Source organism: Finegoldia sp. P1-F-LS (assembly GCF_052932205.1).
On the sequence record NZ_JBRFJH010000004.1, the window covers coordinates 1 to 13,107 of the forward strand.

Annotated in this window: 12 protein-coding genes; 3 read left to right on the forward strand and 9 right to left on the reverse strand. The window is 31.3% G+C overall.

The window, feature by feature from the left end; all coding sequences use genetic code 11:
• Positions 1 to 429 precede the first annotated feature (429 nt).
• Together ACU68Y_RS04455 and ACU68Y_RS04460 are read right to left on the reverse strand one after the other, a co-directional pair.
• Positions 430 to 903: a threonine/serine exporter family protein gene (locus ACU68Y_RS04455; RefSeq protein WP_002837111.1), complete on the reverse strand. Its 474-nt coding sequence runs from the start codon at positions 901 to 903 to the stop codon at positions 430 to 432.
• A complete protein-coding gene (locus ACU68Y_RS04460; protein WP_002841148.1) occupies positions 903 to 1,697 on the reverse strand; it encodes a threonine/serine ThrE exporter family protein in 795 nt (264 codons plus the stop codon). Before ACU68Y_RS04460 ends, ACU68Y_RS04455 begins: the two co-directional genes overlap by 1 nt.
• A 44-nt stretch (positions 1,698 to 1,741) precedes the next feature.
• On the opposite strand from ACU68Y_RS04460, the gene ACU68Y_RS04465 reads away from it, so the two are divergent.
• On the forward strand, positions 1,742 to 2,245 hold the full coding sequence (locus ACU68Y_RS04465) for a nitroreductase family protein (RefSeq protein WP_316530869.1): 504 nt from the start codon (positions 1,742 to 1,744) through the stop codon (positions 2,243 to 2,245).
• Positions 2,246 to 2,298: 53 nt separating this feature from the next.
• Here the strand turns inward: ACU68Y_RS04465 and ACU68Y_RS04470 are convergent, their stop codons facing one another.
• From ACU68Y_RS04470 to ileS, 7 genes are all read right to left on the reverse strand, one after another.
• Positions 2,299 to 3,414 (reverse strand): NADH:ubiquinone reductase (Na(+)-transporting) subunit F, encoded by a 1,116-nt coding sequence (locus tag ACU68Y_RS04470; protein WP_002841175.1) that lies wholly within the window; start codon positions 3,412 to 3,414, stop codon positions 2,299 to 2,301.
• A gap of 9 nt (positions 3,415 to 3,423) precedes the next feature.
• Positions 3,424 to 4,008, reverse strand: coding sequence for an NADH:ubiquinone reductase (Na(+)-transporting) subunit E (locus ACU68Y_RS04475; RefSeq protein ID WP_002841172.1), 585 nt, complete (start codon positions 4,006 to 4,008; stop codon positions 3,424 to 3,426).
• Positions 4,008 to 4,622, reverse strand: a complete 615-nt coding sequence (locus ACU68Y_RS04480; protein WP_002837277.1) for an NADH:ubiquinone reductase (Na(+)-transporting) subunit D — start codon at positions 4,620 to 4,622, stop codon at positions 4,008 to 4,010. The genes ACU68Y_RS04475 and ACU68Y_RS04480 overlap by 1 nt, the downstream gene beginning before the upstream one ends.
• Positions 4,622 to 5,227: an FMN-binding protein gene (locus ACU68Y_RS04485; RefSeq protein ID WP_304140943.1), complete on the reverse strand. Its 606-nt coding sequence runs from the start codon at positions 5,225 to 5,227 to the stop codon at positions 4,622 to 4,624. Before ACU68Y_RS04485 ends, ACU68Y_RS04480 begins: the two co-directional genes overlap by 1 nt.
• Positions 5,220 to 6,179, reverse strand: coding sequence for an RnfABCDGE type electron transport complex subunit D (locus ACU68Y_RS04490; protein WP_446755638.1), 960 nt, complete (start codon positions 6,177 to 6,179; stop codon positions 5,220 to 5,222). The genes ACU68Y_RS04485 and ACU68Y_RS04490 overlap by 8 nt, the downstream gene beginning before the upstream one ends.
• 319 nt (positions 6,180 to 6,498) lie before the next feature.
• Positions 6,499 to 7,545 carry a lysylphosphatidylglycerol synthase transmembrane domain-containing protein gene (locus ACU68Y_RS04495; RefSeq protein ID WP_002837287.1) on the reverse strand — a complete coding sequence of 349 codons (1,047 nt, stop codon included), beginning with the start codon at positions 7,543 to 7,545 and terminating at the stop codon, positions 6,499 to 6,501.
• Positions 7,546 to 7,674: 129 nt separating this feature from the next.
• On the reverse strand, positions 7,675 to 10,782 hold the full coding sequence (gene ileS, locus ACU68Y_RS04500) for an isoleucine--tRNA ligase (RefSeq protein ID WP_316533753.1): 3,108 nt from the start codon (positions 10,780 to 10,782) through the stop codon (positions 7,675 to 7,677).
• 370 nt (positions 10,783 to 11,152) lie between these two features.
• Between ileS and ACU68Y_RS04505 the strand changes: the two genes are divergently transcribed.
• Both ACU68Y_RS04505 and ACU68Y_RS04510 read left to right on the forward strand, forming a co-directional pair.
• Complete coding sequence (locus ACU68Y_RS04505; RefSeq protein WP_002837249.1) at positions 11,153 to 11,497, forward strand: DUF5684 domain-containing protein; 345 nt, start codon at positions 11,153 to 11,155, stop codon at positions 11,495 to 11,497.
• Between the two features lie 9 nt (positions 11,498 to 11,506).
• Positions 11,507 to 13,063: a cell wall-binding repeat-containing protein gene (locus tag ACU68Y_RS04510; protein WP_002839909.1), complete on the forward strand. Its 1,557-nt coding sequence runs from the start codon at positions 11,507 to 11,509 to the stop codon at positions 13,061 to 13,063.
• Positions 13,064 to 13,107 lie beyond the last annotated feature (44 nt).

Consider the following 13,107-nt stretch of genomic DNA (forward strand, 5'->3'; position numbering starts at 1 on the left):
ACTCTCAATTTAATGTTTGTTTGAAGCTAGCTTTTCAGCTGACTTTTGCTTTTTTTATTCTCACCGAATTATTGTTTGGTTTGTACTTCTCTCAAAGTATTTACTTTATTTAATTTATTAAGGTTCTATAGTTTGTTGTCTTAGTGACAACTTACTTCGCACTTTCGTAACGACTTTGTTAGTATATCATACTAACTTTTTCTTGTCAACACTTTTTTTGATATGTTTTTTAATCAAAATGTGTTTTTCTGAAATGTTACTTTAGTGAACTATTATAGTTTACTATCATCATTTCATTTTGTCAAGTGTTTTGTAAAATTTTTTTAATTTTATTTTACGTGTATTACTTGTTTTTGAGTAATTTAAAAAGCACTTAACTCAAAGTGCTTTTATATGATATCAAGGTTTTTATTTTTTGTCAAGTGTTTTTTATTTTTTTATTTTAAATCTTGAATTAGTGCGCAAATGCTCTTTTGTATTATGCTTTATTGATTTTGATGATAGTGATGCTACAAGTATTCCAAGGGCAATACTTGCCGCATATAACATTGCGTTTCTTGCATGTGAGAATGCTAAAGTAGAGTTTTGTTGGATAGTGTAATACATTGTGTAATACATGTCAGCCCCCGGGACCAAAGATATTATCCCTGGTATTACAAAAACTGTTACTGGCATTTGTACTTTTCTAGAAGCTATTTCTCCTATTATTCCTACAGCAATTGATGCGAATAAGGCTGCAATAAATTTGTTGTTTAAAATTATCGTTAAATATTTGTAAACAAACCACGCTACAAATCCAGATATCATTACTATTTTATATGATTTTTTGGGAGAATCGTAAAATAGGGAGAATCCTAATGTGGCAAATGATGATATTATAGATTCTATTACTATATATAACATTAAATCGCCTCCATCATTACTGCAAAGTACAATACACTACCAACTCCAAGCGCTATACTTAATGCTGTGATTATTGCATTAATCATAGAACTTATTCCAGATAACAAATCCCCACTTAGAACATCACGAACCGAGTTTGTAATAGAAACTCCTGGAACAAACGGCATTATACAACCTACAATTATACTATTCATGTCCAACGCCACATTCAATACTCCAAAAATCTTTAATGTTAGCATTGTAAGCAATGTCATAAATGCTACTGTAATGTATGTATTTACGAATTGCGGATTTTCTTTTTGTTGGAAAAATCTGAATACTAGCATTTCAAGTATCGATATAAAGAAAGCCACTATTGGTTCGATTATTCCTCCTACAAGTAAGTGAGCAAATAATCCTGATGCAACTGCCGCTCCCAAAATGTAGAGTTTTTTGTCTACTGATCTTTTATCTATTTTATTTATTATTTCTATTGACTCATCCAAAGTGTATACATCATTAACAAAATTTCTGGAAAAATTATTAATTTGATGTATTTTCCATAAATTTGTCGCTTTTGGAATTGTTCTTCTCATAGTTACAAGATCTCCAAAATCAAAACTTAAACATATTATTATACAAGTATAAGAAACAAATACATTTATTTTGTTTACTTTTTGAATACTTTTGCTCATTCTAAACGCTGTATCTTCTACGCGATATGTTTCAGCTCCACTTTCAAGCAAAATCCTTGCAGTATCAGCTACTACATCCATTAAATCTTGGCAATCTTCTTTTGTTTTTACGAATTGCAAAATATCTCCCCCAGTATTAAAATTATATCATATAGGAGGCATTTATGGATATTATCAAAAACAGAAGATCGAGAAGAAATTTTACATCTAAAAAAGTATCAATTGACGATATTAAAAAAATTGTAGAGGCCGGAACGTATGCTCCTACTGGAATGAACAAACAAGACAATATAATTGTAGCTATTTCTGATGATAGTACGATGGATAATTTATTAAACGCCATAAGAAAGCACTTGAGTAATGATTGTTACAATGGATTTTATAATTGCAAAAATATGATTTTGTTGTTGAGTCCAAGCGATAATCGAAATAGAAAATTCGACTGCGGATGTATAATGCAAAATATGATGTTAAAAGCTTGTGAGTTAAATGTTGCAAATGTCTGGATTAACCAGTTTTACGATTCATACAATAGTGAACCTATAAGAGAATTTTTAAAATCATTAGATATCGATAACAAATACGAAATCACTTGTGCACTTGCTTTGGGTTATAGTGATGAACAACCAAAAAATAAGCCTAACAAATTTATAACTAAATTTATTTAAAAAAATAGATCGATTGAATCTGACATATAATCAGTTTCAATCGATCTTTTATTTTAGAAGTTATCGTAGTAAATTCTATCGTCAGTTACTCCAACTTCGTTCAATGCTTTTGTCAAAGATTCTATCATTCTTGGCGAACCGCACAAGTAAGCTGAGCTGTTCTTTCCAGTTTCTTTGCAATATTTCTTGATTGCATCGTCAGCATGTCCAGTTTCCCCTTCCCAATTCATTTCAGGAGTTGTTCTTGACAATACTGGTATAAATTTGAAGTCGTACAAATCTTCTTCAAATTGTTTCAATTCATCCAACAAGAATAAATCATCTGGAGTTTTAGCTCCAAAGTAGAATCTCGCTTTTCTTTTAACATCATGATCTCTCATGTGGTTAAGGATAGATCTTATTGGCGCGAAACCAGTTCCCGCTGCACCTAGGATAATTTCAGTATCTTCATCGTGATAGTAGAAATCACCATAAGGGCCATTGATAGTAACTTTATCGCCTTCTTTAAGAACTTTGTGGCAATAAGTTGTACAAATACCCTTTGTATATCCAATTAACAATTCAATATGTTTTTCATCTCTGATACTAGAAGCAATAGAATACGCTCTGAATACTTCTTCATCTGATCCTTCATATCCATCGCCTTTTGGATATTCTTCTGCTTTTAATTGCACATATTGACCTGGTTTAAACTTGATAGTCTCTCCTTCTGGAAGTTCAAATCTAAACTTGGTAATTCTATCTGTTAATGGTAATTTTTCAACAAGAGTTGTTTCGTATTCTTTTACATTGAATAATTCTTCTGGAATTTGAATCGAAATATCTTTTTTTACTTTTACTTGGCAAGATAATCTAACGTTGTCGTTAAGTTCATCTGCTGTTAACATTGGTTTTTCTGTAGCGAGTACAGGGCCTGCTCCGTCCAATACCTTCACTTTACAATAACCACATGATCCCTTTCCACCACAAGCTGATGGAATGAAAACTTTTTGATTTCTAAGTGTGGATAGTAAACTATCTCCACCATCTACTGTAAATTCTTTATCGTTATTTATAGTCAATTTTACTTCACCATAATCTGCAATGTATTTATCCGCAAATGAAAGTAGCAATGCAAATAGTGCACACAAAACCGACACTACAACTGTTGTAATAATTATTTGTCCCATGATTCCTCCTTATGATATTTGAACTATACCGGAGAATCCGATGAATGCCATCGCCATGATTCCAGTTATAATTAAAGTTAAAGGAGATCCTTGGAGACCTGCTGGTACAGATGTATCTTTGATTTTGGATCTAATTCCTGCCATTGATACGATTGCAAGCATCCAACCAAGTCCACTTCCTATTGCAAAGCCTACTGTTTGCAAGAAGTTGTAGTTTCTGATTACCATGAACAAACTTACCCCTAAAATCGCACAGTTTACTGTGATAAGTGGCAAGAATATTCCCAATGCATAGTATAAGTTCGGAATATATTTTTCCAAAATCATTTCCAATAATTGAACGAACGCCGCTATTGAAATAATAAAAATTATATATCTCAAATATTCTATATTAAATCTAACAACTAATTTGTATAAGAAAAAGTTGATTATAGTTGTGATTGTCAATACAAATGTTACAGCTATTCCCAATCCTGTTGCAGTTTCAATTTCTTTACTTACAGCAATGAATGAACACATTCCCAAAAAGTTTGAGAAAATCATGTTTGAAGTAAAGATTGATGCAAAAAATATAACTAAAGGACTAATTGTCATTACTTAGCATCTCCTTCCTTTTTAAGATGAGCATTAGCAATCCACATTACTATAGGTAAAATGAAGAATGCTGCTGGTGGCATAACCATCATTGTCCATGGCACAAAACTTGCAGGCATTATTCTAAATCCGAATACGCTACCGAATCCCAATAATTCTCTGATTAAAGCTATTAGCACAAGAACAACAGTATAACCTAATCCAGATGCAACACCATCTACAAAACTACTTACAGGATCATTGCTGATAGCAAAAGCTTCTGCACGTCCCATTATTATACAGTTTGTAATAATCAATCCGACATAAGGTCCTAATGTTTTACTCATTTCCGGCATATAAGCTCTCAAGAAAATATCAACTATTATTACGAAAAAGGCAATAATAAATACTTGGACCATCATACGAATGTGTTTTGGAGTTACTTTTCTAAGCAAACTAATCATAAAAGATGAACATCCCGTAACAAATGCTAATGCAAGTCCCATAACTAATGAGTTCATGCACAAATTTGTAACCGCTAATGTGGAACAAATTCCTATAACTTGAATAAGAACAGGGTTGTCATCTAGCAATCCATTTTTCAATAATTTAGTATATTTGTTTGAATTAGCCATTATTTACCTCCATTCTTAATAAACTCATTTACATCTTCATTTATCATGTTCACAACAAATGTAGATGTTTGAGTGGCACCACTTATAGCGTCAATGTTACCACCGTTTGCTGGTTTATTGATTACGATTTTGCCATCAACTGGTTTTGAAATATCTAAATCTCTGAATTGGTTTTTATATTCATCTTCTGTAATACGTCCACCCAAACCAGGAGTTTCATCTTGTTTGATAAATTCTATTCCAACAAGTTTTTTCATATCTTTAGTTATTCCTACATATCCACTAATTGAGCCCCAAAGACCAGGGCCATTAACAGGAACTGCGTAAGCTTTTTCTTCACCATCTTGTTTTAAAATATAAAGTTTGTTGCCTTTATAGTCTTCTTCTGTGACATTATCTTTAAAAGTTTTGTCGATATTTGATGGCGAAGTATCTTTAGGTAAGATATTAAATACATTCAAAATCTTGTGTTTTAATTCAATATCTTGATTGAATTTTACTGTAGGAGTTGTGACTTGATTCAACAAAGCCAACGCTAATGTCAAAACTAGTGTCAAACCCAACATAAAAATTACTGGATATACGACTGATTTTTTCTTAGCCATTAACCTTGACCTCCTTATTAGATTTTGCTTTTTTATTAGCTTGAACTTTATTTACACAATAATCAATAATTGGCGCAAAAGTATTGCCAATAAGAACAGCAAACATTACACCGCCTGCAAATAGTGCAAATCCTCTGATAATTACAGTAACAATTCCGATTATAAAACCGTAAATCCATTTACCAACAGTAGTCTTTGCTGCAGAAACAGGATCTGTTGCCATGAATACAGTACCAAACAAAAATCCTCCCATTAACATTCCGTAAATAGGATTTGGTACAGAAGTTACTCCCATAGCATTAAATACTAAACTTAATGCGCAAAAACCTAGTACACTTCCCGCCATAATTTGCCAACTTGCAACTTTTTTATAAATCAAATAAATTGCCCCAATTATAATTAAAACTTTACAAGTTTCACCAATAACACCTGGAATTTGTCCCAAAAGCATTGTCGGAATTGTTTCAAATGTTGAGTGTACCTTAAATGCTGTCATCGGAGTTGATTGTGTCATTGAATCCAATGATTTGGTTAAATAAGTTCCAAATCCTCCTGGAAAACCACCAACAGCTTTGTTCCAATAAATAGTCATTTGTTGAGGAAAATTAACATAAATAAATACACGAGCCACTAAGGCTGGATTGAAAACATTTTTTGCAAATCCTCCAAAAACCATCTTACCGAAAAATATACCAAACGCTATACCAACAATTGAAATCCAAAAAGGAATTGATGGTGGTAATGTCATTGTATACAAACAAGATGTGACAATAGCTGCTTCAGATATTTTCTTTCTTTTGAATATCTTAGCATTTGCTAAATATTCTACAAGGCATGCAACAATTATGTTTAGCAAAAACAAAGCTAATACTCTTAGACCATAAAAATATATCGCTACCAAAGCAATCGGCAAAAGAGCAAACATAACAGGATGCATCATTTTTTGTTTCATAAAATATTTATTATAAAACTCTTTCAAACCTTTCACCCCTTATAAAAATTTTTTATATATAAAACCCATAAAATACGGATTTGTTTTCATAAATAAAAGCTTTTCACTATGTGGAAATAAAAATATTTCTTTAATTAATCATATCATAAAGCACACTAAAATCAATGATAAAATTTGTTATTTTTAATTATTTCAATATCATTTAATAAAGATATTAATCATATATAATATACCCATTTAAATAGAAAAATATTTATTCTTATCAAATTTTCCCACGAAAAAATCGACCTAAATTAATAGATCGATTCGAAAATTATTATTAATTTAATTTTATTAGAGTTTTGTTTTTCTGATAGTTTTTGCGATTAGTCTTAACTAATAAAAAGTAAAGTCCTGCAAAAGGTACAGCCAAGTAGAATGTAACAAATCTATTGATTGCCATTATACTAAAGGCCAAAGATTTTGGCATAAAAGAAGAATACACAAGCATCATGCTTCCTTCAATAACTCCTACTCCCCCTGGAATATGCACACTCTCAAATGAAATTGTAACCACAGCTTGGATTAAAACCAAAGTCATAAAATTAAACGAATTTAGCCCAAATGATTTATACAAAATCGCAGGGATCGCAAACGAGAACAAAAGCATCGGGATTGATATGCACAATAATTTTGCAAAAACTTTTTTGTTGTTAATCAAAAACTTTCCGAAATTTTTGTGTTCTTCAATAGTTTTTGCTATATCTTCTTCAGATTTACTGAAACGTCTGAGTATTTTAAACTTTGAAAATATAGTGTTGAAAAATTTTATAACTCCCGCTGCCAAATCACTATTGAACATCAAAAAACCTATTCCAATTACTAAAATCAATTGGCAGGCAATTCCATATATAACTAAGTACTTAAACTCAGATATCGATGCAATTCTTCCAACTAATCCAAATATCATAGCAACGAAGAAAATAATTACCATAGATAAATGATATATCCAATTAAATGAAAGTAGCGAATTGATTGTAGTCAATGAATCAATATTATCAGTTCTCATTGTGTGATATTGTAATGGTTGTCCAAGACTTCCACCTGGAGAAATCATACTGAAAAAATAATCTGTAAATGTATATCCAAAGCATCTTTTAAAAGATACATCATAACCTTGTATTTTAAGAAGAAATTTGTACGAGATAGCTTCCAGTAAAAAAAACATAAACATCGTCAATATGCATGCTGCCAAGAAGACTGGCGCGATTTTTTTTATTACATCGAAAGCATCGTCTGCTCCTATTTTACTTTTTATGAAAAAAATTACCCCTATACTAAATAAGAATACTAAAATTGCTCTTATAATTGTGTTTTTATTTTTCATGTTACACCCCATCTTATAAAAGTATACCATTAGTATAGTACAGCTTGCAATTATTATTTTTAATTGTTGATTTTTTGTATACTTTTGAACATAAAAAAGCCTACCGATTGTAATCAGTAGGCTTGTTAATTATTTTCTTATAACATCAATTCTAACATTTTCTCCATTCAAATCAATATCTTCACCATCAACATTTTCATCAATTACAATGTCAACAGTTAGTGTTTCATCTTTTATGAAGTCTTCATATTTTTCAATTGCTTGTTTGATTTTGTCAGTAGGATTGATTTTGATGATTATGTTATCCAAAACATCAAAGTCTTTGGCTTTTCTCATTTGTTGAACCTTACTTACAAGTTCACGTGCATATCCTTCCATTAACAAATCATCAGTGATTTCTGTATCCAAGATTACGAAATAATCTCCTTGCATTGTCACATCGAAGCCTTCTTTTGAGTTGATTCTTACATCGACGTAATCTTTCTTAATATCAATGTCTTCATCGTCCAATTTAATATTCAAATCTGACTTGTCAAGTTTTGAAATGAAATCCTTAGCGTTGATATCTTTCAAATAATTTCCAAAAGATTTGATGTGTTTTCCAAGAATACTTCCTGCAACCTTGAAGTTAGGTTTTAATTCGTAATTCATGAATTCAGACAAATCTTTTTTGTATTCGATGTCTTTTAAGTTGATTTCTTCTTTTATTAAATCCTTGAATTCTTCGATTTTTTCTCTGAATCTTTCATCTAGGACTATTTTCTTCAACGGTTGACGAACTTTAATATTAACCTCTTCACGAGAAGCTCTCGCAAGTGTTACAAAAGTTCTTACGATTTCCATTTTTTCTTCTAACTTATTGTCGATTAAATCTTCATTTACCTTATCGAAATAAGCTAAGTGAACAGATTTTTCACCAGTTAAATCGTGATACATTTCTTCTGCAATAAATGGAGTAAATGGAGCGATTAATTTAGTAAGTCCAACTAATATTTCGTAAGTTGTGTTGTAGACAGCCTTTTTGTCATCATCCATTTCTGTTTTCCAGAATCTTCTTCTATTACGTCTGATGTACCAGTTTGATAAATCTTCTATAACAAAATTAGAAATTTCTCTGGCAACTTTAGTGTATTCAAATTTATCCATGTTTTCAAAGTAGAATTTTTGTAAATTTGTAAACTTAGACAAAATCCATTTATCAATTACAGCTCTATCATTGTATTCTACAAAATATTCTGTAGGATCTGTTTCATCAGTTGTTGCATACATTTGGAAGAAGTTATAAGTGTTTCTGAATGATCTGAAGAATTTACTTTCAACTTCTTGTAAACCACTTACATCGAATTTTGTTGGAATCCATGGTGGAGATACATAAAGTGAGTAGAATCTAACAACGTCTGCCCCATATTTATCGAATAATTCGATTGGATCAATTGTGTTTCCTCTGGATTTACTCATTTTCTTTCCATCTTTATCCAAGATTAAATCATTTACCAAAACATTTTTGTATGGTGCTTTTCCTGTAATCATTGTAGAAATAGCTAACAATGAATAGAACCATCCACGTGTTTGGTCGATTCCTTCGTTGATGAAATCTGCTGGGAATACTTTATCAAAATCATCTGTGTGTTCAAATGGCCAGTGTTGTTGAGCAAATGGCATAGCACCAGAGTCAAACCAAACATCGATTACGTCTTTTTCTCTTGTCATTATTTCTCCACATTCTGGACATCTAATGTGAACATCGTCAACGTATGGTCTATGAAGTTCGATATTTTCATCGATATCTTCAATAGCCAATTCCTTTAATTCTTTTCTTGAGCCAACAGAAAGTGTGTGATTACATTTGTCACATTTCCATATATTTAATGGAGTTCCCCAGTATCTATTTCTAGAAATTGCCCAGTCTTTAATATTTTCAAGCCAATTTCCAAATCTACCTTCACCAACGTGTTCTGGATACCAGTTTACACCGTTATTATTTTCAACTAATTTGTCCTTTAATTTACTAACTTCAATGTACCATGATGGTTTTGAATAATAAATAAGTGGTGTATGACATCTCCAGCAATGAGGATAATTGTGCTCGATTTTTTGTTTTCTGAATAATTTGTTTTCTTCTTTTAATCTTTGTAATACTTCTGGATCTGTATCCATAACGTGTTGACCAGCCCAAGGACCTCCAACGAATTTTCCTTCCTCATCAACAGGATTGATTAATGGCAAATCGTATTTTCTTCCTGTTTGATAGTCGTCTTCCCCAAAAGCTGGCGCAGTGTGTACAATTCCTGTACCATCTTCAACTGTTACATAATCTGCACATGTCACATAAAATGCTTTTTTATTCACATCATAAATAGGTAAAAGTTGTTCGTATTCCATATACTCCATGTCTTTACCTTTTAATTCTTTGATTAAAGTGTAGTCTTCACCTTCGTGACCCAACAAATCATGCGCTTTATTTTTTGCGAGATATATTTTTTCTCCGTCTTTTTCTGCCAAAATATAATCTATATCAGGATGAACTGTCAAACAAACATTTGATGGCAATGTCCATGGAGTTGTAGTCCATGCCAAGAAATATTCATCTGCATCTTTTCTTTTGAATTTAACATATGCTGTTGTTGTTTTGATATTTTCATATCCTTGTGCAACTTCGTGTGATGCAAGACCAGTACCACATCTTGGACAATATGGAAGAATTTTCGCTCCTTCGTAAATCAATCCATCCTTGTACATTTTGTCAAGCAATGCCCACACTGATTCAATGTAATTATTGTCCAAAGTTATATATGGATCATCCATGTCGACATTGTATGCCATTCTGTCAGACATTTCCTGCCATTTTTCTCTGTAAGAAAATACAGATTTCTTACATTCTTCGTTGAACTTTTCTATACCGTAATTTTCAATTTCTTTTTTGTCATGAAGACCGAGTTTCTTTTCAACTTCTATTTCAACCGGAAGACCATGAGTGTCCCAACCAGCTTTTTTATAAACTTTGTATCCTTGCATAGTTTTATATCTGCAAGTCATGTCTTTTAAAGTTCTACTAATAACGTGATGAATTCCTGGTTTTCCATTGGCTGTTGGAGGGCCATCATAGAAAACATATCTATTGTCTTCATCTCTACTGTTGTAAGTTTCATTCAAAAGATCTATCTCTTTCCAATACTTACTAGTAGCCTGTTCACGTTCTTTAACAGGTTTCTTAGAAAGTTCCTTAAACTTTTTCATAAAAATATCTCCTTATAAAATAATTAAAAAATCCCTTGGAAAATTAATTCCAAGGGACGAATAAACCGCGGTACCACCCTAATTGTGTAAACCTCTCATTTCTTGTAACGTCAAGTAACACGCACAGACCTATTAGATCTGTGAGCTTCTTTCAGATGATTCAAATATTCTTTTAATTTATCCCTCTCACCAAACAGGATTCTCTGTAAAATTAATCAAAATATTTCGTTCTGATCACAGCTTTTAATAGAATTATAATAATATATTTTTAATAATTTGTCAAATATTTATAAAAATTATACAAAATTTCTCACGCCACTACCAATAAATTGTTTTAAAAATGCTATAATAATATAAAGGAGTGATTAAAATGATTATAACAACAATTGTATTATTCTTATATGTAATAAATGCAATAGGATTGTGGAAAATGTTTGAAAAAGCTGGAATATTTGGATTGTGGAGTTTTGTACCATTATTAAATGTCTGGCTATTGTTCAAAATAGTTTATGGAACAGGAATCGCATCTCTTGCACTACTAATTCCAATAATAAATTTCTTTGTAATTTTGCATCTAAACTACTCACAAGTAAGAGTATACGGACAAGAGGATTTGCTTTTCAAAATAATTTCAGTATTCTTTCCTCATCTCACAAGAGTATATATTGGATGGAGTGATCTTGAATACATAGGGCCTGTTAGATCTTTAGGTTAGGAATTAAAAATGAAAAACTTTAAAAACTTTAAAAATTTTAAAATCGTTGTATTAGCATTTATATTAGCACTTTCAATATCAACGACAACATTTGCAAAAAAACACATCGAAAAAGTTTCAATCGAAGGTAAAAACAGATACGAAACGGCAATTCAAATATCAAAGATTTCGCATCCTAAAACCTCAAACACAGTAATAATTGTAAATTCAGAAAAAATCTCAGATTCATTGTCAGTTGGAGTCTTAGCTCACCAAATTAAAAGTCCTATTCTTTTAACTGATTTTGATGAAATAAACGAATCGACACTAAAAGAAATTCAAAGACTCAAAGCGAAAAACATCTTACTTATAGGTGGAAATCAAAGTATTTCCAAATCACAAGAATCATATCTTATAAAACACGGTTATAATGTAAGAAGAATTTCAGGCAAAGATAGAATTGATACATCATTTGAAATAGCAAAAGAACTTTCTAACCTTAACCAAACAAAAAAGTTCGACAATGCATTTGTTGTTCACTCTACCAAATCAATCGTAGATTCAGCAAGTGTCAGTGCTGCTGCATGTCATATGAATAGTCCAATTTTATTCGTAGGAAATGACACAACATCATTTAACGAAAAATATGCAAAAAATACATTCAAAAACACTTATTTGATAGGTGGAGCTACAGCAAAATTTTCAAATAGTTTCCCAAATTCGAAAATAATTTACGGGAAAAACAGAAATGATACAAGTATGAAAATAGCATATACTTTCTTCAAAAATTCGAAGTCTGTATTCTTAGCAAAAAACGGAGAACAAAGATTTTCTGAATTGATAGATTGCGTAACAGTAGCACCATTTGCTGCAAATGAAAAATCTCCTATTATATTTGCATCAACAAAAAATAATCTAACAAAATCAGAGAAAAGTTTTTATGATAAATTAAACCCAAATAAAATAACATTAATCGGCGGTGGACTTCATCTTAAATTTGACGAAATAATCGGAAAAACTCCGCCAAAAAAAGACTACGTATTATTAAATGTTCCACAAATCAACCAAAACAAAGCAGGCTTACCAATGGGATGCGAAGCGGCATCACTACTTCAATGTTTGCACTACAAAAACATAAAAACAAACACGAATATCAACCAATTTATAAAAGAAATGCCACTTGCAAAAGAAAACAATCCAAATCACGGATTTGCAGGCTCTCCTTTTAATATTGATGAAAAAATTTACCAGTCAATATTTCCAGAACCCCTAACAAAATGGGCAAATAGATATTCAAAAGCACAAAATATTTCTGGAAAATCTTCAGAATATATAAGAGAAGAAATCGCAAAAGGAAACCCAGTAATATTTTTCGGCACTTATAAATTCAGAAATCCAACATTCAAAGATTATTTCTGGGGAAAAAATGCCCTCTACAACGCACATGTAATGGTAGTTGATGGTTACGATAAAAACAGAATGCACATCGTAGATCCAGCAGAAGATAAACCAAATGGATATTGGATATCTCGTTCACTTTTCGATAAAAGATACAATATCAAAAAGTTTGCAGTAGTTGTGAGATAATTTTATAATAGATACAACAAAAGCCACCATATGGTGGCTTTTTA